Source organism: Shewanella sp. 0m-6, from assembly GCF_052977325.1.
Genome location: NZ_JBRIMD010000007.1, coordinates 21,351 through 45,781 on the forward strand (window position 1 = coordinate 21,351; position 24,431 = coordinate 45,781).

General features: G+C 43.9%; 20 protein-coding genes. 11 read left to right on the top strand and 9 right to left on the bottom strand.

All coding sequences use genetic code 11. The features are described 5' to 3' along the window. Positions 1-121 precede the first annotated feature (121 nt). Both dsbC and recJ read left to right on the top strand, forming a co-directional pair. Positions 122-850 carry a bifunctional protein-disulfide isomerase/oxidoreductase DsbC gene (dsbC, locus tag ACVBJC_RS07265; protein WP_447160212.1) on the top strand — a complete coding sequence of 243 codons (729 nt, stop codon included), beginning with the start codon at positions 122-124 and terminating at the stop codon, positions 848-850. A 139-nt stretch (positions 851-989) separates the two neighbouring features. Beyond that, complete coding sequence (gene recJ / locus ACVBJC_RS07270; protein ID WP_447160213.1) at positions 990-2,714, top strand: single-stranded-DNA-specific exonuclease RecJ; 1,725 nt, start codon at positions 990-992, stop codon at positions 2,712-2,714. Between the two features lie 342 nt (positions 2,715-3,056). On the opposite strand, the gene ACVBJC_RS07275 is transcribed toward recJ, so the two are convergent. Further along, on the bottom strand, positions 3,057-3,536 hold the full coding sequence (locus tag ACVBJC_RS07275; protein ID WP_345773631.1) for an Lrp/AsnC family transcriptional regulator: 480 nt from the start codon (positions 3,534-3,536) through the stop codon (positions 3,057-3,059). A 207-nt stretch (positions 3,537-3,743) separates the two neighbouring features. On the opposite strand from ACVBJC_RS07275, the gene ACVBJC_RS07280 reads away from it, so the two are divergent. The 4 genes from ACVBJC_RS07280 to ACVBJC_RS07295 all read left to right on the top strand — a co-directional run bounded on the left by ACVBJC_RS07280 (position 3,744) and on the right by ACVBJC_RS07295 (position 8,833). Further along, positions 3,744-5,045 (top strand): L-cysteine desulfidase family protein, encoded by a 1,302-nt coding sequence (locus ACVBJC_RS07280; RefSeq protein WP_447160214.1) that lies wholly within the window; start codon positions 3,744-3,746, stop codon positions 5,043-5,045. A gap of 908 nt (positions 5,046-5,953) precedes the next feature. Next, positions 5,954-7,282, top strand: a complete 1,329-nt coding sequence (locus tag ACVBJC_RS07285) for a hypothetical protein (RefSeq protein ID WP_447160215.1) — start codon at positions 5,954-5,956, stop codon at positions 7,280-7,282. Between the two features lie 653 nt (positions 7,283-7,935). Further along, on the top strand, positions 7,936-8,433 hold the full coding sequence (locus ACVBJC_RS07290) for a DUF1294 domain-containing protein (RefSeq protein WP_447160216.1): 498 nt from the start codon (positions 7,936-7,938) through the stop codon (positions 8,431-8,433). A gap of 115 nt (positions 8,434-8,548) precedes the next feature. Continuing rightward, a complete protein-coding gene (locus tag ACVBJC_RS07295) occupies positions 8,549-8,833 on the top strand; it encodes an NUDIX hydrolase (protein WP_447160354.1) in 285 nt (94 codons plus the stop codon). A gap of 146 nt (positions 8,834-8,979) precedes the next feature. Here the strand turns inward: ACVBJC_RS07295 and ACVBJC_RS07300 are convergent, their stop codons facing one another. Together ACVBJC_RS07300 and rpiA are read right to left on the bottom strand one after the other, a co-directional pair. After that, entirely contained in the window at positions 8,980-9,411 is a 432-nt protein-coding gene (locus ACVBJC_RS07300; protein WP_447160217.1) for a hypothetical protein, read from the bottom strand. A gap of 579 nt (positions 9,412-9,990) precedes the next feature. Further along, complete coding sequence (gene rpiA, locus ACVBJC_RS07305) at positions 9,991-10,650, bottom strand: ribose-5-phosphate isomerase RpiA (protein ID WP_447160218.1); 660 nt, start codon at positions 10,648-10,650, stop codon at positions 9,991-9,993. Positions 10,651-10,932: 282 nt separating this feature from the next. Between rpiA and ACVBJC_RS07310 the strand changes: the two genes are divergently transcribed. After that, positions 10,933-11,877 (top strand): DUF808 domain-containing protein, encoded by a 945-nt coding sequence (locus ACVBJC_RS07310; RefSeq protein WP_447160219.1) that lies wholly within the window; start codon positions 10,933-10,935, stop codon positions 11,875-11,877. A gap of 68 nt (positions 11,878-11,945) precedes the next feature. Beyond that, positions 11,946-13,097, top strand: coding sequence for an endonuclease/exonuclease/phosphatase family protein (locus ACVBJC_RS07315; protein WP_447160220.1), 1,152 nt, complete (start codon positions 11,946-11,948; stop codon positions 13,095-13,097). Positions 13,098-13,403: 306 nt separating this feature from the next. Here ACVBJC_RS07315 and ACVBJC_RS07320 read toward each other — a convergent pair whose 3' ends face one another. Further along, complete coding sequence (locus ACVBJC_RS07320; protein WP_447160221.1) at positions 13,404-13,883, bottom strand: toxin-antitoxin system YwqK family antitoxin; 480 nt, start codon at positions 13,881-13,883, stop codon at positions 13,404-13,406. Positions 13,884-14,111: 228 nt separating this feature from the next. Here ACVBJC_RS07320 and ACVBJC_RS07325 point away from each other — a divergent pair, with 228 nt between their 5' ends. Together ACVBJC_RS07325 and ACVBJC_RS07330 are read left to right on the top strand one after the other, a co-directional pair. Continuing rightward, on the top strand, positions 14,112-15,875 hold the full coding sequence (locus tag ACVBJC_RS07325; protein ID WP_447160222.1) for an alkaline phosphatase D family protein: 1,764 nt from the start codon (positions 14,112-14,114) through the stop codon (positions 15,873-15,875). A gap of 494 nt (positions 15,876-16,369) precedes the next feature. Then, positions 16,370-16,930 carry a phosphoribosyltransferase gene (locus ACVBJC_RS07330; protein WP_447160223.1) on the top strand — a complete coding sequence of 187 codons (561 nt, stop codon included), beginning with the start codon at positions 16,370-16,372 and terminating at the stop codon, positions 16,928-16,930. Positions 16,931-17,450: 520 nt separating this feature from the next. Here the strand turns inward: ACVBJC_RS07330 and ACVBJC_RS07335 are convergent. The 5 genes from ACVBJC_RS07335 to ACVBJC_RS07355 form a co-directional block, all read right to left on the bottom strand. Next, positions 17,451-17,663, bottom strand: coding sequence for a hypothetical protein (locus ACVBJC_RS07335; protein WP_439267534.1), 213 nt, complete (start codon positions 17,661-17,663; stop codon positions 17,451-17,453). Positions 17,664-17,853: 190 nt separating this feature from the next. Further along, complete coding sequence (pepN, locus tag ACVBJC_RS07340; protein ID WP_447160224.1) at positions 17,854-20,496, bottom strand: aminopeptidase N; 2,643 nt, start codon at positions 20,494-20,496, stop codon at positions 17,854-17,856. Positions 20,497-20,712: 216 nt separating this feature from the next. After that, entirely contained in the window at positions 20,713-21,306 is a 594-nt protein-coding gene (gene lpoB / locus ACVBJC_RS07345; protein WP_174208590.1) for a penicillin-binding protein activator LpoB, read from the bottom strand. A gap of 23 nt (positions 21,307-21,329) precedes the next feature. Next, complete coding sequence (locus ACVBJC_RS07350; protein ID WP_447160225.1) at positions 21,330-22,697, bottom strand: COG3014 family protein; 1,368 nt, start codon at positions 22,695-22,697, stop codon at positions 21,330-21,332. A gap of 298 nt (positions 22,698-22,995) precedes the next feature. Then, positions 22,996-23,238, bottom strand: coding sequence for a SlyX family protein (locus tag ACVBJC_RS07355; RefSeq protein WP_447160226.1), 243 nt, complete (start codon positions 23,236-23,238; stop codon positions 22,996-22,998). A gap of 424 nt (positions 23,239-23,662) precedes the next feature. On the opposite strand from ACVBJC_RS07355, the gene fkpA reads away from it, so the two are divergent. Next, complete coding sequence (fkpA, locus tag ACVBJC_RS07360) at positions 23,663-24,418, top strand: FKBP-type peptidyl-prolyl cis-trans isomerase (protein WP_447160227.1); 756 nt, start codon at positions 23,663-23,665, stop codon at positions 24,416-24,418. Positions 24,419-24,431: the final 13 nt, after the last annotated feature.

The following is a 24,431-nucleotide window of genomic DNA, read 5'->3' on the forward strand; positions in this document are numbered from 1 at the left end:
AATGATTTAGTTACAGCAAATTATTTGCTTTAACTTGGCTGAGTCTGTAACTTTTCAGCTCCAAACTAGGTCTAATCGTTTATACCCATAAGTCTGACCCTTACAGAGAGTAGGAATACCAATGAAGTTCACCCGAACATTTTCTTTGATGATTGCAATGATGATTGCGCCTGCTGGATTTGCAGCATCAAACAGCGCTGGTGACGAAACCGCTGCGTTAAAGCAAAAACTAAGTGACACGCTAAGCGTTGAAGTGATTTCTATTAAGCAATCACCTATCTCAGAGCTTTATGAAGCCTTTACCGATCGTGGTGTGCTTTACATTACTAAAGATGGCTCAAAACTGTTTCACGGTAATCTTTATGATCTTAATAAGGGCATGAAGAACCTAACTGAAGCGGCTATGGCTGGTCCTCGCGTTGGTATGATGAAGCCTCTTGAAGAAAACATGTTGGTTTATAAAGCCAAGAATGAAAAAAACGTGGTGACTATTTTTACCGATGTTAGCTGTGGCTATTGCCGTAAGTTACATAACGAGATGCAAGAGTATAACGATCTAGGTATTACTGTACGTTACTTAGCTTTCCCACGTGCAGGTATTCCCTCAGCCAATGCTGATGAAATGGAATCAGTATGGTGCGCAGCTGACCCATTAAAAGCCATGGGTGCAGCGAAAAATGGCAAAGCGGTTAAACAAGCTTCATGTGACGCCAAAATCAAAGAGCAGTATGAGTTAGGACAAGCCTTTGGGATTAATGGTACGCCTGCAATTATTCTTGAAGACGGTACCTTAATTCCAGGTTACCAGCCACCTAAGGCACTATTGCGTACGCTTGAGTCGGCACAGTAATCTCAAAGCCGCGAGTGTAAAAAGTTATAGTCAAAAAGGTGAGTCTAGGCTCACCTTTTTTGTGCCCATTTGGCAGCAGTCTTTGTTATGCTGGCAGGGTTTATATGCTGACATTATTTATATGAGGGTTTAATCCAACGTGATCCATAAGATAGTTCGCCGCCCGAGAGTGGATGATAGTCACCTTCCTGATACGTTTTCGCCAATCTTAAAACAGATCTATGCCAGCCGCGGTGTAAGTGCATCTGAGTGCGAATTAAGCTTAGCTAAATTACTCCGCCCCGACACTATGGCTGGGCTTGAGCAGGCCGCTAACATTATTGCTGACGGTATAGCGACGCAAAAATCGATTCTCATTATGGGTGACTTCGATGCCGATGGCGCAACCTCTACCAGCGTGTGCGTGCTTGCGCTGAGAATGATGGGCGCCCAAAAGGTGGATTACCTGATCCCAAACCGCTTCGACTATGGCTACGGCTTAAGCCCTGAAATTGTAGCGGTTGCGGCCAGTAGAAATGCAGAGCTGCTGATCACCGTTGATAACGGCATTTCATCTATCGAAGGTGTCGCCGCAGCCAAAGCGCTGGGCATGACAGTTGTTATCACCGACCATCATCTACCGGGCCATACCTTGCCGGATGCCGACGCTATCGTGAACCCGAATCAAGATGGCTGTGGTTTTGCGAGTAAATCCATCGCAGGTGTTGGTGTGGCTTTTTATTTGATGTCGGCGCTGAGAGCTGAGCTAAGGCGCCGTAACTGGTATCAAGAACAAGGCATTAGCGAACCTAATCTTGCTCAACTACTGGATATTGTGGCGTTGGGTACCGTTGCCGATGTGGTATCGCTGGACACGAATAACCGTATTTTAGTCGAGGCGGGTCTGCAGCGAGTTAAAGCTGGCCGCTGCCGCGTTGGTATTACCGCTTTACTGGAAGTGGCTAAGCGAACACCGTCACGTATTGTCGCATCAGATTTTGGCTTTGCCGTTGGTCCAAGACTTAACGCCGCAGGCCGGCTCGATGAGATGGCACTCGGTGTCGAAACCTTATTGTGTGACGACATCTCGCTCGCTCGTCGTATGGCATCAGAGCTCGATGGGCTTAACGCAGAGCGCCGTGATTTAGAAGCCGATATGCAGCAAGAAGCGCTTAAGAGCTTAGAGAGTATTGAGCTCAATGAAGCCGAGCTGCCGTGGGGAATTGCTATTTTTCAAGCCGATTGGCATCAAGGCGTGATTGGTATCTTGGCCTCACGCATTAAAGATAAATATCACCGCCCAGTGATCGCCTTTGCTGAAGCGGGCGAGGGCGAGATAAAAGGCTCGGCGCGCTCGATTAAAGGTCTGCATATGCGTGATCTGTTAGAACTAATTAATAGCCGTCATCCAGGGTTAATTATTAAGTTCGGTGGCCATGCTATGGCTGCAGGATTATCGATTCAAGCGGGTCAGTTTGCTTTGTTTGCCGATGCTTATGATAAAGCTGTACGTGAAATCTTAGCTCCAGAATTGTTAACCGGTGAGTTAGTATCAGATGGCGAACTGGTTCCCGAGCAGTTTAAGCTAGAGCTTGCCACTGAGCTTAGAAATGCCGGTCCTTGGGGGCAGTCATTTCAGGAGCCGTTATTTGATGGCTATTTTAGGGTTATTCAACAGCGCATTGTGGGTGAGAAGCACTTAAAATTGATCCTAGAAACCGAATGCGGCCGGGTGATGCTCGATGCGATAGCGTTTAATGTGGACTTGAAGACCTGGCCCGATGCGACGATTCAGTATGCTCAGGTGGTGTACAAACTTGATGTGAATGAGTTTAGAGGCAATCAGACTTTGCAGCTGATGGTTGAGCAGATAGAGCCTAAGTAGGCAGTTGCCCTTATCTAGCCGAACAAAAAGGATGCACTGGTTGCATTCTTTTTGTTTTTAGCCCTAACCCTCAACTTTTGTAGGGCAGTATCGTTAATTAGGTTTGCCTTGAGTAGACTTACCTTAAGTAGGTTTAATGGAAGGTTTGCTTTAAGTACTTTGCAAGCTTCTAAATCAGGGACGATTTAGCAGAGCCAATAGGGATATATTTACGGCGTCTTGCTAAAGCACGGTAGGAAAGATTCCTTCTGTGAGTCCGAGCCACAACTAAGAGGAGAACCACCTTCTTCCGAAGGCTGGCTCTTTACTTGTTTAAATAAGCGGGTAGGCAATGAGCCCTAGTTACGCAGGCTTTAATGGTAAAACGGTGCTGAATTTCAATGATTCCATCGCAAAGGTTGAAGTGACATTGGTTAAGCCTGCCACTTGATTGACCAAGCGTTTATAAAAGTGATCAAATGCCGCCATATCTTCAACTTGTACCCGCATCATATAATCATACTCCCCAGCCATGCGGTAAAACTCCATCACTTCAGGCATGGCATAAACCGCTTCAATAAATGTCTCATACCAAGCATGGGAGTGGTCACAGGTCTTAACCTGCACAAATGCGGTGAAATCAACGCCTATCTTACTTGGGTTGAGCAGGGCGACTCGCTTGTTAATAACCCCCTCTTCTTCTAAACGCTTTAAGCGTTTCCAGCAAGGCGTGGTCGTTAAATTAACGGCTTTGGCTAACTCGTTAAGCGATAAGGTGACATCGTGCTGTAGCATGGTGAGCAGCTGTCGGTCTACTTTATCTAGTTTTACTTTTTCAACCACAAGGTCATTCCTTACTGAGATTATCTGCCGTTGCTTATTTAAGCATTATTATAGTTTACAATTGCACTTTAATAGAAAAACTTTCTCTTTTCTGCCTTGTTGGTAGAAAAAATGGAAAAATAATTCTTCAGTTAATCCATTACAATGAATCAAAGATTGCAATGACTATTTTCCAAATAGTGTCGATTACTAGAAGTGAGTACAACGATGAAACAACACTTATGGCCTTTATTCCTTGAAGCAGTTAAACGCGATGTCGTCCCAGCCCTTGGCTGTACCGAGCCAATTTCTGTGGCATTAGCTGCCGCAATTGCTATTGATGAGCTAGGGATAAAAGACCAAGCCAGTAGCATTAAGCTAGAGGTTGCTGTTTCTGCCAACTTAATGAAAAACGGCATGGGTGTGGGGATCCCGGGTACGGGGATGGTTGGCCTGCCAATTGCGGCCGCAATTGGCGCGGTAGCAGGTGAACGTCATGCCGGTCTTGAAGTATTAAAAAATCTCACCAATGGCGACGTTCAAGTTGCTAAATTGATGCTTGAAAACAATCAAGTGACAGTCGGTGTCGCTGATGTGGCTAATGTCTTATACGCCAAAGTCACGGTTTATTATCAGCAGCAAACGGCGAGTGTCACCATTGCCGATAGCCACACCAAGGTTGTCGCGATAGAAATAAATGGTAAGCAGTGTTTATCTGTTCCACAGGTGGCGACTGTTAATGATAATAGCGATAAAACTAACCCGTTTACCGAGGCAAAACTGCAAGATATTTATGATTTTTCCATGCATATACCTTTGGATGACATACGTTTTATTATGCAGGCTAAAAGCCTAAATGATGCTTTATCCATTGAAGGCCTAAGTGGTAATTATGGTTTGAAAATTGGGGCGACATTCGTTAAAAACCAAGAGAAAGGCCTATTATCTGGTGGCTTACTGACCGACGTATTAACTCGTACCGCTGGGGCGTCTGATGCGCGTATGGATGGCGCTATGATGCCTGCGATGAGTAATTCAGGCTCTGGCAACCAAGGTATTGCGGCAACCATGCCTGTTGTTGTCAGTGCAGATTTTCTTAAATCAACTGAGGAGCAAACCATCCGCGCACTCATGTTGTCGCACTTAACGGCTATCTATATTAAAAGCTATCAAAACAAGCTTTCAGCCTTATGCGGCGCAACAACTGCAGCTATGGGGGCCGCAGCAGGTATAACCTATTTGCTTGATGGTGAGATTGAGCAAGTCAGTGCAGCCATTTGCAGCATGATTGGTGATGTGAGTGGTGTTATTTGTGATGGTGCAAAGACAGCCTGTGCAATGAAAGTGTCTTCATCGGCAGGAGCTGCGGTAAAATCTGCCTTAATGGCCATTGATGGTATTCGGGTAACGGGCACTGAAGGTATTGTTGCTGATGATGTTGATCAAACCATCCGAAATCTTGCAGCATTAGCCAATGGCTCTATGACCCAAACCGATGTGCAAATCTTAGAGATTATGATGCACAAATAAGACAAGATTTTGATAAAGCCTAGTATTCGATGAAGCTTAGTAATAGCGCTTAGAAATGGCTCTTATCAATAGCCCTTATCAATAAGCTCAAGCTTAAAGCATAAACCTAAAGCATAAGCCTGAAGCTTAAACTTAAAGTAAAAAATTCAAGCCAAATCGGTTCTTAATTAAGAATGCCGATTTGGCTTTTTAGTTTCTCTATGCGATAAAGCAACACACGAAAGCCATTTTCAAGATGGCTATTTTTAAGACCGCTAGTTTCAAGAGAATGCTCACCTCAATCATTGCTAGCAGCACTCGTAAGATTTTCTCTTTCCCTTTCAACTTCTCTGTTTTTGATTATTTATCTGTCCATGTTATCCCTATAGATTGAACTGCTCATCAAGTCAGCATTTCGTCATCTACGGGCCTCAAACTCTCTCTCGCTTTAAATAATCAGACTAAACACTCGTCTAGTTGGTTGATTTTTATACTTATTTATATGGTTTGCTGACTAGTGATTTGGCTCACACATCGATTTAATTTAGTTGTGGCTATCACTTTAATTCGAGAAATGTGCGCCACACCTCTCTAAGTTAAAATCTAAAACATTGAAATAAATCACACTTTTAAGGGCTTGTTAGCGGATGATTAATGACTAATAAGGTGAAGGACATCAAACTATTGAGCGTTTAAAAGTGATTAACTCTTGATCTGGATCAGTACGAAAAAACGATGTGAAAAAATCGCTAGATTGAGAGTATTTTTTGCTAAATCGACGCCAATAGCGATGAATTTAAATAAAAATATTCTCTCCATCCTTGGGTATGCTCAGGCCAAGTAAACACTATAAAAATGCTGTTTTCCTATAAACATAATTATAATTTTTTCATGTCAGTGGCTATGGCCAAATTTAATGGAATTGACTAATGAGTGAAGTAATTCAAGGCACACCAAGTGGTGATATTCAAGCGCAACCCCTACACCAACGCGCCAATATGACTAAGGCCGAATGGCAGCAAGCAACCAAGTTTGACAGTGTTGACCTTGGCTGGATAGTGATGAGCATAGGTATGGCTATCGGTGCCGGTATTGTATTTTTACCTGTTCAGGTTGGCGTAATGGGATTATGGGTATTTTTGCTGTCATCTATCATTGGCTACCCAGCAATGTATTTATTCCAAAAGTTATTCATTAATACCTTAGCTGAGTCAAAAAAGTGTACCGATTATCCTGGCGTGATTGAAAACTATCTTGGCAAAAACTGGGGTATTGCATTAGGTGTGCTGTACTTCTTGATGTTGGTTATTTGGGTGCTGGTTTATTCGTTAGCCGTGACTAACGACAGTGCCTCTTACCTGCATTCATTTGGCGTAACAGAGGGCAAGCTAAGTGACAATGTATTCTACGGTTTAGGCTTAATCTGCGTACTAGCCTTTATCGGCTCAAAAGGCGAAAAGCTGCTATTTAAACTGTCAGGTTTTATGGCGGTGACCGTGCTGACATTGGTGGCGGTAATGGCTGTGTTACTGATGGCTCGTTGGGATATGGCGAATATTCCAAGCATGGGTGAGTTTGGCCCAATGCTGAAAAATGCCATTATTACCCTGCCATTTACCTTAACCTCTATTCTGTTTATCCAGTCGTTAAGCCCAATGGTGATCTCATATCGCTCACACGAGAAGTCGATTGAGGTCGCACGTTACAAGGCTGAGCGCGCAATGAAAATTGCTTTCTCTATTCTGTTTGTCGTGGTGTTCTTCTTTGCGATATCGTTTACTTTTGCCATTAGCCAAGCGCAAGCAACTGAGGCGATGAATCAAAATATCTCAGCACTGGCGATTATTGCGCAGTACTTCCCTGGGTCATGGGCGACAGTGACCGGTATTGTGATTAACATCTTTGCGGTGGTTACATCATTCTTTGGTGTGTTCTTAGCGTTCCAAGAGGCTTGCCGCGGTTTAGCGATGAACGTGCTACTGCGTAGCCGTAAAGAGTCACAGATTAATAAAGAGCTAGTGAATAAATTAATCACTGTGTTCATTATTTTACTGGCTTGGTCTGCAATTGCGTTAAACGCGCCAATCCTTTCATTCACCTCTATTTGTAGCCCAATTTTTGGTTTGGTGGGTTGTTTAATTCCGGCTTACTTGGTGTACAAGGTGCCACACTTGAACAAATATAAGGGCTGGGCAACTAACCTGATTATTGTGACGGGTGTTTTGTTGTGTATCTCACCGTTGTTGGCATTTATGTAATCATGGGGAGGTAATTGCTGATTAGCAATTTGGGTAATCAAGCTGCGCTTGGGCTTTGGGTTAGACTGCGTCTAACAATTAAAGTCGCAGCTTGATGCCCTACACGTGGGGCATCAGGCTTCACTTGATAACATAACCGCAAAGACTCGATATATGTTTAGGCTAGGAGTTGCATTCAACAAAAGTGGTTCCAATGGCCTGCGGCCGGCGAATGTGCAGATACTTCTGAGACACGCTGCCAGTACGTCCCTGTAAGCTCTGCGATGGCATCCATGCCATCGAAGGCCTCAGCTGTATCTACACTAGGTTAGAACGAATGCTATGCCCACATCCGTGTGGCATCACGCTACTCCTGTTTATAAAAAGTTTCCAACGTACTTCGGTAACTTCGATAGGGAGTTGGTGTTTTCTGTACATTTGGCTATGAACTCTACCCCTTGATTAATATAAAAAGTGAAGTAGAACTTGATGTTTTACTGAGCGGCAGTGTTTCGGCAATCTTCGATCTATTTTACTACTACCCATTAAAACAATAGGTTATATTCTAATGCTGAATATTATCGAGAAACACAGATAATATTTAAAGATACAGCACCGATAAAAATGTTATCGATGCTGCTGTTCAATAAGACGTTAGCTTTCAGAGATTAACTATGAGTTTTCACTATTTACCAATTTACGCTTTAACGATTGCTCTATGTGGATCATTTTATTTAGGTTATTTACCGCCAATTGTTCTTTTAATATTCATTATCGCTAGTATTTTTACTTTTTTGATTTATGCAAAAGATAAAAGGGCTGCTCAAAATGATGAATGGCGCACTTCTGAAAACACACTTCATCTATATTCATTATTATTTGGTTGGCCTGGAGCTATAATCGCCCAGCAAAAACTTCGTCATAAGAATAAAAAGCAAAGTTTTCGCCTGATATTTATGTTTACAGTCCTAATTAATATTGCATTAGTTGCAGGAATTCATACTGATTGCGGTTCGAAATTACTGAGTGGTTATGCTGATTTGGTGAAAGAATATGTAACGCAAAATATTGAAAACCAATATATTCGTAAAACAGTTTCATTTCTATTTAGTACGCATAACGGTAATTATCTCTATTATGAAAGCCCTACGTTTTACATACGAGAAAGCTAGCAAGGCCTTTAGCGGAACAAAGCGGTTGGCTTTGTTTCGTGATTATATTGCTGTCCCATCATCACCTCCTAAATCTTTAAAAAGTATAAGTGGTGCACTTCTAGGTTGAACGTGGCTGCCGGGTGGTAAGCGTGAGGCGGGTGAGAGTGATGAGCAGGCATTAGTGCGTGAGATTAAAGAAGAGCTGTCTGTAGAGCTTAAGCCGAGCACTATTGAATATATGAACACCTTTACCGCGCAGGCGGATGGTAAGGCTGAGGGCGTGTCGGTTAAATTGACCTGCTACTTTGCTGATTTTAGCGGTGAGTTACAGCCTGATGCTGAAATTGAGCAGCTTGAATTTGTTGATATGAATGATGAAGCGGTATGCTCGCTGGCGGCGTTAGTTGCTATGGGCTAGCTTGAGTCGCAACAGCTTGTTAATGGTAAGAGTGCTTAACAGTCAGAGGGCTAAATTGCACACGCTTAACAACGCGGCTTTACCATCTAATAGAGCAAGCTTTTAGCTTGCTCAGATAAAATCTAATATCTCTCGCGGCGAATAGGTTAGAGCAGCTTGCGCCATACTTCGTATTCTTTGATGCCTTCTACTTCGCCTTCATGGTGCCAGTAGGTGACTGTTTTGCCATTCTCTTCACGGGTTTCTAGCCAGCCTTTAAAGTGGTAGTTTTTACCGTGGTGCTTGGCGCGAGTGCCGGTTTTTACCGCTTCGGTGTAGTTGTCGCCATCGACTATGAAATCACCTGCTAGGTAACCTAGAAACACGCCGTCTTCGGTGTTGGTTAGCGAGAAGATATCGCCCTTGATTGATTTGACTGCGACTAAAGTGCTGTTGTCGGCTTTGAGAATGGTGCCATCTGGTTTTTTGTATTCACCCTCAACAAAATACCAATTACCTTCATAGGTGTGGGCTGACACTTGTGTCGATGTAAATGCTGTTGCTAGGACGATACTGAGCCCAATAATAATCTGCTTCACTGTTTACTCCTTTAAGTGATTTCTTTAAATAAAATCTTCCGTGTTGCTCTCTTTGTAAGAGACTGTTCTAACCTATCACTGTTCGTTGCAGGCGAACAATAAAGTGTTGGAATGATATATGACTACTTTGAGTTAATCAGGTAAATAGGATGATATATCACGCTTTATTGCCGCTGAAATGCGACAATAGTCCCACTCTAATTTTCTATCCATTCTTGTAAATTTTCTTTGCAACCCTCAACAGCTACCCATGCTACGCTTTCATTTAAAGGCTATGCGCTTGCTGATTTTTCGTTTTTTTATGGTGTTTAACGAGTATTTTGTCCAAATAAAAGCGATGAGCTTGGCGCTGATCTGGACCGGATTACTGCTGTGCTTACTTGAGGCGTTACCGGCTCTAAGGCATAAATACCGAGCCAAGCGCCATACAGGCTAGCTAATAGAGTTGCGATTGATGTCGGTTTAAGAATGAAAAAAGCCACTCAATCGAGTGGCTTTAAACTGGGCTGCATGTCTGGAACATTAATATCGTTGATATTAATGTTCCAAGTATTGATGCCTCAGGTATTAATATAACCGTTAGTAAGTAACGGTTTTAACGCCCTCAGGGGTGCCGACTAGCAATACGTCTGCAGGGCGCTTAGCGAATAGACCGTTAGTGACAACACCAACAATACCGTCGATTTGCTGTTCTAACTCAGTTGGCTTCATGATCTTCATGTTGTACACATCTAAGATGATGTTACCGTTATCGGTCACACAGCCTTCGCGGTAAACAGGATCGCCGCCAAGCTTAACAATTTGGCGAGCCACGTATGAACGTGCCATAGGGATCACTTCGACTGGCAGTGGAAACTCACCTAAGATACTAACTTGCTTAGTGTTATCAACAATGCAGATAAACTTTTCAGCAACTGCAGCTACAATTTTCTCACGAGTCAGCGCAGCGCCACCGCCTTTGATCATGTGCATTTGGCTGTTGATTTCATCTGCACCGTCAACGTATACAGATAGCTCATTAACACTGTTAAGATCAAAAACCTCAATGCCTAAGGCTTTCATTTTCTCTGTTGATGCTTCAGAGCTTGATACCGCACCTTGGATATCATACTTCATGGTGGCGAGTGCATCGATAAAGTGATTAACCGTTGAGCCAGTACCTACACCAACAATACTGTCTTTCTCTACATACTGTAGTGCTGCCCATCCGGCGGCTTTTTTCATTTCATCTTGAGTCATTATGAAATCCCTTGTTAAAGAAAATGTTAAAGAAAAGGTTAAAAATATTGCTGATAGTATACTCGTTTAAGCCACTGAACGTGCCTGAAATTTACTTTAAAAGTGACGCATAATTGGTAAGGCGTTTATTTGCCGTGGATAAAACGGCAGTTTTCGATGCAGTTAACAGTTTATTGTCATGAGCTTATTCACAATAGCCGCTATAGTATGAATGTGATTTAGATTGGTATTAGACGGAATTTTGGCATTCTTGGAGTGTCTTGGGTAATTAAAGGAGTCGATATGGCAGGGGCGAGTTTATTAACCTTGTTAGATGATATCGCGACGATTTTAGATGATGTCGCCGCAATGAGTAAAATTGCAGCCCGCAAAACGGCTGGTGTGCTTGGTGATGACCTGGCACTAAATGCACAGCAGGTGACAGGCGTGAGTGCCGACCGGGAGCTACCGGTTGTTTGGGCTGTGGCAGTCGGCTCGTTTAAAAACAAGTGTATCTTAGTGCCAGCGGCGATGCTGATCAGTGCGTTTATTCCGTGGGCTGTTACTCCGCTGCTTATGTTTGGCGGTCTGTACCTTTGCTATGAAGGTTTCGAAAAAATTTACCACAGCTATCACGCCAAAAAACACCATCAAATAGATGAAGCCGAGGCAAGTGCAGAGGAGATTGTCGATCTCAAGGAATATGAAGCCAATAAGGTTAAGGGCGCGATACGCACTGACTTTGTGTTATCTGCCGAAATTATTGCGATTACTTTAGGTATTGTGGCCGAAAAGAGTCTAAGTACGCAGTTTTTCACCTTGAGCTTTATCGCGATAGTTATGACCATTGGGGTTTATGGTTTAGTGGCTGGGATTGTTAAGCTCGATGATGCGGGGCTTTATTTAAGTCAGCGTCCTGGCGAGGGGTTATGGGCACGCTTTAAGCGTCGCTTTGGCATGATGTTATTAAATTCAGCACCTTATCTGATGAAGACCTTATCGGTTGTTGGCACTATTGCCATGTTTATGGTGGGCGGCGGGATCTTAACTCACGGCTGGCATTGGGTGGGTGGGCAGATCACTCATGCGGCGCAGTGGATCGCGGCTTTTGAATTTGTAGGACCTGTGGTTGCCTTCATCACACCAAGTATTTTAAACGCGATTTTTGGTGTCATCGCTGGTGCGTTAGCGGTATTGCTGATGGAACTGTTTATGAAGCTAAAAGGCGATAAAAAAACCGTTAAATAGAGGGTGTCTCAGATAAATAACGTAATTTTTAGGTACAAAACCCAATGTCAAAGAGTAGGTCAAGTAATATGAGTAACAGGCTCAAACTCGCCAGCTTTAACCTGTTTAATTATATTGAGCCACCTTTGGCTTATTACGATTTTGAGAATATCTATAGCAAAGAACAATGGCATAAAAAGCAGGGCTGGTTAGCTGAGTTTTTAGCGCAGCATCAGCCCGATATTATTGGCTTGCAAGAGGTGTTTTCGGCTCAAGCCTTGGCTGAGCAGATGCGAGCTGTGGGCTATGCGCATTTTGCCACAGTGGGTGAACCAACCGTGATTGACGATTATATTTGCCGCGATCCGGTTGTCGCTCTTGCCTCAAAATATCCTTTCACAGAAGTGACCGCGATTGAAGCTGAGCCTGAGTATATTCATGCGCTTGGGCTAAACCCTAACTTTGCATTTAGCCGTAAACCCCTTCGCGCGACAGTGCAGTTGCCGCAGATTGGCCTTTGCGACATTTACGTGGTGCACTTTAAATCTAAGCGCCCGCACCTGGATGAATTGCCCCAGCCAAAATTTTCAGAACCAAAACTTTCAGAACCAAAACTTTCAGAACCTAAGCTTTCACTGCAGAAGGCTGGCTCTAGCGCACCTTTGGTTAACTTTGGTGAGTTATTAGGGCGTAACAGTCTAGGTCAGTGGGCATCGAGCATTCAGCGAGGCAGTGAAGCAGCGTTACTGTTGCATGCCATGCTACAAAGACGGATTGAGACCAATCAGCCAATGGTGTTAATGGGCGATTTTAATGAAGAGCTCACAAGCTCGGTATTATCGCCATTAACTAACCGCGAACTACGTTTTGAAAAAGAGGGGCTGGGCGAGCTAGCGAATTTCCCGCTGACGGATGCTTACAAACTGTTTCAACAAGGTTTGCAGGATCTATTTGGCGTGGAGACTGCAGATAAAAGTCTTGTTGATGTCGCTGTAGAGGAAGAGTTAATGCTGGCTAAAGCACGGGCATCGAGAGCGCCGACTCATTACTACGGCGCTACAGGTAATGTGCTGGATTACATATTACTTTCGGCAGACTTTGACCCAAGCTTTGATAATAGTGTTGCCGAAGTTTGTGACTATCACACCGAAGACAGGCACTTAGTGAACCCAAGCTTTGAGCGTGATAGCCAAAGTAGCGACCACGCGCCAGTTATTTGCACCTTACGCATTAGGCGCTAATGCTAAAGCTGGCTTTGTAGAGATGTTATACCAATCAGTATAAGAAGTTGATCTACTCAGAGCGGTTTTTGGCAAACTAATTCAAGGCGAATAGCTGTAAGAATGGCTATTCCCTTGTAAAGCTGTTCAACGCTGAAGTAGGCAGCCAAAAACGCTCCAGAATGGCGAGTTTTAGCGGCTCAGCTGCAGCGACTCTTAATGAACAAGAGGGAGCTAAACCCTAGTTCAACTATGCTCTTCACTCGTTGCCTTGCATCAGAACCGCTAAATTCTCGCTGAGCGACCAAATCTTTATACTTATTGGTATTATTCTATCCACTGACCGTCTTTATAGACTCGTGTTTCTTTGATTTTTCCATCTTCATTAAAATATGTCCACTGTCCAGTAGGTCGGTCATTTTTGTGAAAAGATTCACGAGCTAAGGCGCCACTTTCATAATAAAGCAGCCATTTCCCGACTGCTTCGCCCGCCTCAAATTGGCCTTGTTCTTCTACTGTGCCATCTTCATAAAACTTGGTTATGATCCCATGCGGTTTGCCATCTTTAAAGTGTTCGGTTCTTGTTACTCTGGCATAGATGTCATAGCTTATGACTTCTCCTTGGAGTAGACCGTCGATAAGGTAACCTTTAGCCCTAACTCTTTGCTGGCTGTCCTTATCTAAAAATATCCCAGTATAGAGAGCGTCTTGATAGTAGATAACACCACCTCTTTGCTCTAACTCGTCAAAGATCACGCTTTGCTCTGTGCTGCTACAGCCGCTAAGTAACGTAATTAATACTGCCAATACTGAAATAGCCCTACACATTATCCTTTGTTCTTTTTAGGTGGAAGACCACTAAATTTTTTTGATGCTTTGCTGACAGCAATAACCTGCCGATTAAATTAATTGATATTTAACAATCGGTTTACATCTTTGTCTTCTTCGTGTCATGGTGGTGCTTTAGCATTCCATCTGATTAGACCTCGTACCACATAAGTAGAACTAGAACGTAATATTAAAGGAATAATAACAATGAAACGACCTGTTACTCGTAGAGATTTTTTAGCCATGTCTGCTAAAGGTGTGGGCGCTGCAGTTGTATCTTATGGCCTGATGGGCTGTAGCAGCGATGATGACAATGACATCTATGCCGAGTTTCTCCATGGCCTTGCTAGTGGCGATCCTAGCCATGATGCGGTGATACTTTGGACCCGCGTTACGCCAGAAAGTGATGGTGACATTAAGGTGTCGTGGGAGGTGGCGACCGATGCCGCATTTACCCAGTTAGTGAGTAATGGCGAAACCATCACTAACAGCGATAGAGACTATACGGTTAAGGTTGACGCCGTGGGGCTCGAGGCTGGTACTCAGTATTTTTACCGCTTTAAAACCGGCAATAAAACTTCACAAGCAGGAATGACTAAAACCTTACCACAGGGCGCTATCGATAGTGCTAAGTTTGCCGTGGTGTCTTGCGCCAACTTCCCAGCTGGTTATTTTAATGTCTACGAGATGGCTTCAAGAATGGATGATCTTGATGCGGTTATTCATCTTGGCGATTACATTTACGAGTATGCCCGTGGTGAATATGCTAGCGAGCGCGCAGCGGCATTAGGACGCGAAGTCTTACCTGAAGGCGAGCTTATGAGTCTGTCTGACTATCGCACTCGTTATGGCCAATACCGTAGTGATATTAGCTTGCAAAAGCTGCATGGTAAAACGCCGTTTATTACGGTGTGGGATGACCATGAAGTGGCGAATGATAGCTGGCGTGACGGCGCTGAAAATCACAATGATGGCGAAGGGGATTTCGATGCGCGCAAAGAGGCGGCATTGCAAGCCTATTTCGAGTGGCTACCTATTCGTCCGTGGCGAGAAGGAAATCACGAGGAGATCTATCGTTCATTCCAGTTTGGCGACTTAGTCGATTTACATATGCTAGATACGCGCCTGATAGGCCGTGATAAACCGCTCGATTACGTTGAATATATGAATGGCGCTGGTGGCTTAGATAGCGCACGCTTTATGGCAGATATCACAGATACAAATCGAACTATGCTAGGCCAAGAACAGCAGGCTTGGCTGCAAACGGCGCTACTGACGTCGACGGCCACATGGCAGGTCTTGGGGCAACAGGTATTGATGGGGAAGATGATGCTACCTGCGGCGATTGCGACTCAGCAGTTGTCTATTCCTGAGTTTGGTCAGTTAGCCGCATTAGCCCAGTTTGCAGCCAGAAAAGCGGCGGGCGATCCGACTCTGACTGAAGATGAGTTGAAGTACTTAGCCTTTTACGGCGATAAGTTAACGCCGCAGGCGATGGCACTGTTACAGCTGCCATCAATCCCTTATAACCTCGATGCATGGGACGGTTATGCCTATGAGCGTGAAGTTATTTTGGCGACCGCGAAGTCACAAGCCAAAAACCTAGTGGTGATAGCTGGTGATACTCATAATGCCTGGGCGAATGAGCTAAAAGATGCCGCTGGAGATGGTGTGGGGGTTGAGTTCGCGACGAGTTCTGTATCGTCACCTGGGCTTGAGTATTACCTTGGCATCGATGCTAAAGATATTCCAGCGACTGAAGCGGCGATTATCGATTTAGTCGATAACCTTGCTTATGCGAATCTAATGAATCGAGGCTTAATGACCCTGACCTTTACTCATGAAGAGGTGCGTAGCGATTGGCGTTATGTGGATACGATTTATACTCGCGACTTTACAGAAGATACTGAGCGAAACTTCTCTATGGTGACGAAAGCGGGTAGCCATGCACTTGAAGTGGTTAACGCTTAACAGAGCTGAGCATTAACGCGATAAGGTGTTAATCGTTATGAGCTCAGTCTGTCAACATTCGCATTTGATTGAGTCTTAATTGTAATGATAAACAAAAGGCCAACCTTTTAAGGTGGCCTTTTTTAGTGATAACGATATAAGTTTTCTGCTTTTTTGCAGCAATACAGATTAATTTAGTATAAAATTTGCCTCCAAAATCCGGTGGGTGCTTAGACTTTGAGCGGTTAATTCGTTTTGACGATTAACAGGCCCCATTCCAGATCTTGGAATAGATGTCATCACCTGCCTTTTTGTACTAATCAGCTAAACTACTTTTGATCTATTCTTATTGGATGACAGTGAGTTAGTGGAAATACACTATTTAAATTAACTTATTGTTTTTATAATCTAATTTGTAACTCTCCTCGTCAGAGTGTTGCTGTAAATAGATCAATTGATGTTATGAAAGGTATAAGACCTAATTTAGATATTAATAACAAGATGGGGACGGTCAGATGTCAGAGAAATGCTTTATTACTGCGCAAGAGTTGCTAGAAGATTCTTTTCGCTTAGCGGCACAAGTTTACGAGAGTGGCTTCCGTCCACAGTTCATCGTGGGTATTTGGCGTGGTGGTGCTCCAATCGGTATTGCGGTGCAAGAGTTTTTCGATTTCAAGGAAGTTGAAACTGACCATATTGCTGTACGTACTTCATCTTACTATGGCATTAATAAGCAGAGTAAGCAGATCAAGGTGCACGGCCTACATTACATTGTAGAAAACGCTAATGCCGGTGATGGCCTATTGATTGTTGATGATGTGTTTGATTCGGGTCGTAGTATCCATGCACTAATGGAAAACTTGAGCGACCTTATGCGCTTAAATATGCCAAAAGATGTGCGTATTGCCTGCCCATACTATAAGCCTCAAAATACCGCCGTACCTTTAAAGCCTGACTACTTCATTCATGAGTCAGATGAATGGTTGGTATTCCCGCATGAAGTCTCTGGTCTGTCGGCAGAAGAACTTGCCGAAGGCAAAGGTGACTTAAAGAACATTAAACACCTATTCGTTTAAGCTTGTTTCAGTGTCAGTTCACTAGAGCTTGAGCAGGACTGAACTGAGCTGCATTAGCTTGAATAAGTAGTAAAAAGCCACCGACAGGTGGCTTTGTTATTTTAAAAGAAGGACCTAGTTCCTAGGGCGCTTCGCTGCGAGAACGGGCTTCGCCCTGCTAGGCAAAGCAAAAGCCAAGCTGTTATCTTTTGCTTTGCCGTTTTTCCCATTTTTTACTTTCCTAGCACCTAGCACCTAGCACCTAGCACGCTTTGCGTTGAGAGTGGACTTCGTCCTGCTATAAAATCAAAAGAGGGTATTGTGTTTTTTAATGTAGGTTGGGCTTTAGCCCATCAAAGATGACGGCATAAATACCGACCTACATTATAAAAAAGGCCCTAGGAAAGCAGGTTCTAGGAGTAAAAAAAGGGCAAAAGTGTTACTCGCTGAGCTGGATAGATGGCTTTTTTGTTTTTCCTGCTTATCCCGTCTTAGCATTTTCCTAGGACCTAGGACCTGATTCTCCTGCCTTTCTTAGCATCTAAAGCTTATCTATCTCATCTTTAAGTTGATAAGACTTATCGGTGACAATCTTTTCTAGGGTGACAACTCGCTCTTTAAGCTCGATAAGTTCGGCTTTAACGTTCGTTAATTCATCGAGTTCGACCCGCCCTTTATTTTTGTTGTATTCCTTAAATGCGGCGAAAGAAAAAACACCTATAATAGCTAGCGCGGCAACCGTAAAGGGCCCCATATGTCGCTCCTTGATGAGTAATAGTGCAACTCAATTATAGTGCTAAAAGAGGACTTAGTATGATTTGGACTTTGGAAGAGCAGGTCCTAGGTATAGCAGCCATCAGCGTTACATCTTAGCCTTGGATTTCGTTTTGGCTTTTCCGGCTTTTATCGTCTTATACTGATTGGTCTTAGCTTTCCCTAGAACCTTATTTCCCGTCCAACGCTAACTTAGTTTTGATCCGTAAACAGGTTTGTTCTTGCTGCACCGCATCTTTTAATGCCCGCACAGCGAGCGCCGACAGTGACGTTTCAGACTCGATAATCTGCTTTAATGTGACAACATTGCCGTAGCTACAGTCTTGTGGGATCAGTGTCTCGCTATAGCTTCGCATAAACACTGGGCCTTTATTTACGTCGAGCTTTATAAGTGCGCTTAAGCGCTGCTCTGCGGTCGTGGCGCTAAGGCGTTTCTGCTCACTTGGATATAGGTTTTGCATAACGGTGCGCACCTTAGCAAAAGGCAGGTTGGTAACACCTTGCGTGCGGCTTAACCATAGCTGCTTGCTCCCCGGTTCTGGACGAATGACCTCTGCGGCGATTGCCGATTTTTGGCCGCTATCAGAGTTATCGGCAGAGCGTTCTTTGTTGAGCCAATAGCCTGCGTTACGGTGCCCATAGCGATTGAGGTGGATGACCATTTTCCAGCGAAGATCTTGGTCTATCTTTATGCCTTTAATATTGGCGGTTTGCTTTAATAGTGAATCGATATGATTTAAGGCACTGTTACTGCGGCTAAATTCGATGTAGGTATCAAGCCAGCGCCGCTGAATATCATGATTGCCTGTATTGACCATCACTTTACGCAGACTCATCTGTTCAATCGCTCGTATGGCCATCTTGGCGTAGTGCTGGTGGCTAGGCTCCATTTTATCAAGATAAACTCGGGTATCAGACAGACTTGTTAACACTTGATCTAAGATGATCAGGTCGCGTTCGCCGGGTAAGTTGATGAGCACAGTGCCCATGTAGTCTTTTAGCGATAAGTCGCCGTTTTCAACACTGTCCCATAGGCTTTGCCACAACATGGATCGAAGTAATGGGTCATCTACGGATGATAAGTTCGTGCGCGCAGTGTTAAATGATGTTTTATCAAGACTGACTTTGACAAAGCCCCAGTCTTGATAGTTGGGATAAACTAGAGCTGGGCAGTGCAGGCCGATGACCTGTTTAACCTCTGTGGTTTCACCGCTGTAGATCACGGGAACACTAATGTTGTGGTGTAAGCGATCTCGGCCCTGGGTAAATAGACCAAGCAGCACTTTTTGCTCTCTTAAGGTGGGTAATCCACTCGGAGCCGTTTGTTTTAGGCTAAAACGGCTAATGCGGCCATTGTTGCAGCTAAACTCAGCTTGCAGGGTGTTGACTCCCGCATGATTCAACCAATCTTGGCTCCATTGGCTAAGATCGCGTTTAGCGGCCAGTTCAAGGCTGGTAATAAAGTCTTTTAACTCAGCATTTTGATAGCTGAACTGAGTTAAGTAATGTTGAACCCCTTGTTGGAACGTTTTTTCCCCTAACAAGTAGTTGAGCTGCTTAAGTGTCGATGCGCCTTTGGAGTAGGTGATAGCGTCGATATTATCGAAGGCGTTTTGGCTCGATGCAACGGGCACTTCTATAGGGTGGGTGCTGGCAGAGCTATCTTGATGATAAGCACTCTGTTTGTTTTTGGCGTAAAAGCTGCGCCAGGCATGGCTAAATTCTGTGGCTTGGCTGGTGGCAAGTGTCCCCATAAATGAGGCAAAGCTTTCATTTAGCCATAAACCGTTCCACCATTTCATGGTGACCAGATTACCAAACCATTGATGGGCCATTTCGTGCATGATCACGCTGGCTAGCCGTTGTTGTTGCACGCGGCTCATTTCACCATCGGTGAGAAAACGACTTTCACTAAAGGTAATTGCTGCGGCGTTTTCCATTGCACCATAAAGAAAATCCGGCACTAAAACTTGATCGTATTTTTTAAATGGATACGGGATCCCAAAGTAGTTATCAAAGAAAGTGAGTCCCTGCTGGGTATAGGTAAACCAGTCTTTTTCATCAACTTGTTTGGCTACTGATTGTCGAGCAAATAAGCGCAGTGGATACTTGCCTGAGTTATCTTGCCATTCGTGATAAGGGCCTGCGTGCATGGAGAAGTTATAGGGGCTAAGTTTAGGAGACTCAGGAAATAGCCAGCGGCGCAGCTTTCCTTGGTCGCTAACTGAGGTTTCTCTCATCGCACTGATCACCGTCCACTCTTTTGGAGCTGTCACCGCTAAGGTGTAACGGGCTTTAAGATCGGGCTGGTCGAAAACGGCAAACATCTGCTGCGCAGCAGCGGGCTCAAAATGAGAATAGAGGTAGACCTGACCATCGACAGGGTCGACAAAGCGGTGCAGGCCTTCGCCATTACTGCTGTAATCTCGCGTGAATGCCACTTCAATGGTGTTGCTACCGCTGTTGAGTAAGCGTGGATTTAGGCTGATGTAGCTGTTGTTATAGTTGGGGTAGACCTTAGTACCATTAATAATGAAGCTGTTAATGGTTGCTTGGTTGAGATCTAAGCTCAGCGGTTGATCTGTATCGCTAAGCTCAAAACTAACTTTGCTTGTAGCGCTAAAGCTTTGCTGATCGGTTAAGGTGAAATCGAGATCATAATGCACATCAGATATGACAGCAGAGCGCTGCGCAGCAACCTCTTGGCTGATATAGGGCGTATTATCCCGCGGGATATTGACTTGTTTACTGCTGGCATTTCCGGCAATCACAGAACAAAATAAAGCGGTTAAACCGATATGCAGCAACTTCAAAACAGCATCCTTAATATCAAAGCTAATGAGCCTTAGCGTTTATTATTTTTTAAATAGAGTCTCTGCTGGTGACGCAATTGCAGTCTAATCCTAGCAGCAAGGCCATAAGTTACCTTATTTCTAGTTAGCGAAAAAGTATTAACGCGCTTCAATTTTTGCCAATAAAAAAGCCAGCGTGATGCTGGCTTATTTATGACGAGAAAATTCGTTAAAGAATTATAGTCCTAAGAAAGACTTAGACTTAACCTTACGAATTTCTTTTTCGTCAGACCATTCGATAAGACCCGTTTCCAAGTCCATTAAACGCATGGTCATCTTGTAGTAAACATCTTTAGTGCTACCATCTTGCTTCACGATGCTAGATAGGTTGCCGTATAGCATGTACTGAGCACCAATTTGACGACCGAAGTTAATCGCAGTCGATGGATCAACCATGCCTGAATTGTTTTGGTAGTCTAGCTGCTTACGTACTGAGTCCACTTTTGTCATGTCGATAAAGCGGAACTTACCAGAACGAAGTAGCTTATTGCTGATTGAATCGGTAACAGATTCGGTATCGATGTGCTCAGAGGTTTTATTCTTAATTTTATCGACGAAGATGATTGGGCGGTCATTGGCTGTCATGGCAACAACGGGTGGGAAGGTCAGCATGCTATCGACCATCTTAGCGGCGATAGCCTGTAGATCGGTAGAGCCAAAGTTTTCGTTAACGGTTTCCACTTCTGTGGCATCACCGTATTCAACTTTTGATTGGCAGGCTGATAAACCTATTACTGCTGCAAGAATAAAAACGACTTTTAAATGTTTCATAGTAAGTTCCATACAAGTGATTGCTAAATGATTATTGAATAAAAACGGGTGTAATTACCAGTGTCAATTATCCAGACTAAGGTAGTACGTCCGCTCTTAACTTCAATGGGGTCAGCCGGATCATTGTCCAGCATTAATGAATATTTTCCTGGTTTTACGTATGCACGAGCTATTTGTGCCTGCTGAGGTAGCGTAAGCCAACTGCGTCTATCGGCTTGCTCTGAAACCACGTTAAAAATCTGCATGGCGATAGAGGCATAATCGATATCATTGTTTCTTTTTTTTGTTTTACTTTCAACGCTCTGCGCCATCTCTGATTTAGCATAGATACGTGCCGCTTGCCTAACGAGGGCTGCCGGTAACTCTTCTTTTAATGCATTGATGGCCAGGGCATCGATATTGGCAATCGGTGCCGTTTTAAGTACTGTGCCTAAGCCTTGGATCTGCCCCGGTCTGACATGTTGTCTATTGGGGTAATAGGTTGCCAACGACGCGGTTTGCCAATTACCGTTAATGGTAAAAGGCACGGTGAAGCTTTGCTTTTCAGGGACGAAACCACGCTCTAGCATGATGATGACCTGGCCTTCGCCTTTCTTAGGCTCTATAGCATCACCCCAACGCTTCTTAAACTCTTCGTACTGCGGCATTGATAACTGTTTGGCTAGCCTGACTAAGTCTTTTTGCAGGTATGGATTGTTAGGCGAGATCTGCGCAGCTTTGCGGTAATCGATATAGGCGTCATTCGGCTCACCTAAAATCTCATGTAACATGCCCGTTGTGTAGTAGCTGTAGGCATTTAAGAATGAGCTGGTGGTTGTGCCTGCGGCCTTGCTGAGCTTGTCCATTTCAGCGTCAATGGTGCCGTTGGCCATAGCTTGCACTGACTTATTCGATTTTTGGTAGCGCTTTTGCTCTTGGCTTTGTAGCTCGTTACTGCGGCGAACTTCGACTAATGCGCCTTGTGGATCGCCAGCAAATAGATAATTAAGGGCCTGATACTGATGCAGCATGATACGTTCGTATCCGGGGCCGCGGTACGGGATAACGTTATCGTTGATTAGTAGGCTGCTGGCAGTGGCGCCTGCGTCACTAAGGCTGAGTTTGGCTTTATCATCGAAAGCTTTATAGGCCGATACGGCTTGCTGGTAGTATTTTTTACTGGCCTCAAAGTTGCCTGCAATCTGTGCACTTCGTCCAGCCTCCTGCGCATAGAGGAGTCCATCGGCACCATTAGTTTCAGATTCGACTATTTTGGCTGCATTTTGCGGCGTCGGCGAGTTTAGCTGAGCCTTAACTGGGGCAATTTGAGAAGGGTAATTAATAAAGATACTGTTAAACGCGCAGCCACTTAGACTGAGCATTATTGTAGCCAGCAGTAGCAAACGTCTCATTCTCGGTTCTCTTTGATTTGCGTTAGTTGCATCGCCTTCCTTGAGTGCTAACAGTGTTAGGCCGACAGGCTCTTAGCCTTATTGGATCAGCCGAGTGTTTCAATTCATTATAGGTTGATAAAAGTTTACTCAAGAGTGTATCTATAAAAACTTACAATATTTCATGGTTATATCAAGGCTTTTATAGCGTTTGAAAGCTGAACGTAACATGAATACTGTAAACCTATGCGTAAATAGTACTCGATATCTTGTACTATTTACGCTTTGATTAACACGACTCATTATAAAGGTGTGGCGGTTAATAGTGAGGTGGTGGTGTTTCGTCTGCTTGACTTGCCATATTGCTCGGCTCAACCGACTGAAATTTGCTGATTAAGAGCTTAAGTTGCTCTTGTTGTAAGGCAAGTGCTTGGTTCAGTTTGATAACTTGCTGATCTAGCTCTTCAATGGTGCCATCTTGAAACGCAATCTTCATTTCTAATTCTTCGACACGGCTTTCTAAATTATCCAAATTGACCTCTGATGGATAGGGTGAGCTCATTATGTGAGTGCACCGCTTAATGGAACATAAGGATCAATGGGCGACCCTATTGGTGAGTATGAGTATACAACGCCTGCCTAGGTTTATGGAAACTCGCTTTTTAAAAGCACTAGGCGCAAAGTCAATAATAGTCAGCAAGCAGAATGAAAGCTGATAAAAGCGTGTTTAGTATGGCAAAGTGAATGAACTCACGCTGATTTCTGTTGTCTGTTAGATGACTAATAAGATAATCATTGCTAAGTTAGTAGGTCAAAACCGTAATCATCGCTACTGTCATAATATGTATTGAAAAAGTACGTTTAATTTCAGTTGATAAGCATTTGATTAATCAGATTGGAATAACCTATTTAACTAGTATAAAGTGGTTCGCCTAAATAAAAGTATTAGGTTTGTGTAACCACGTGTAAATGCTGAGGAAGCTTTCATGAAATCGATTTATAAATATTCACTAGTGGCTTTGGCCGTAGTTGGTCTAACTGCTTGTAATCAAGAGCAAGCAGCTGCGACAGCTCCTGTAGAATTAAAAACTGAAGCGCAAAAAGAAGCTTACAGCGTTGGTGCGTCTATTGGTACTTACATGGCAGGTCACATTAAAGAGCAAGAAGAGCTTGGTCTAAATGTGGATAGAAGTCTAATCGTTACTGGTTTTAGCGAAGGCCTGAACGACGAGTTAAAGCTGACTCAAGAAGAGATGCAAACAATTTTGCAAACGCTTGACGAGAAGCTAAATGAAAAGCGTCAAGCACAAGCGCTAGTATTGGCTGAGAAAGCGTCAGCTGAAAGCCAAGCTTTTCTCGATGCGAACAAGGCTAAAGAAGGCGTTGTGACGACAGACTCTGGTCTACAGTACGAAGTGATCACTGAAGGTACGGGTGACAAGCCTGTTGCTGAAGATACTGTTAAAGTTCACTACGTGGGCACATTGACTGACGGCACTGAATTCGATAGCTCTGTTGCACGTGGCGAGCCAGCTACTTTCCCACTGAACCGCGTTATTCCAGGTTGGACTGAAGGCGTTCAGTTGATGCCTGTCGGCTCTAAGTACAAGTTTGTTATCCCAGCAAATCTTGCTTATGGCGATCGTGATACCGGTACTATCCCTGCTAATTCAACTTTAGTATTTGAAGTTGAACTGCTAGATATCGAAAAGGCGGCTCCAGCTGCTGAACATGCACACTAATTTGTAGGTTATT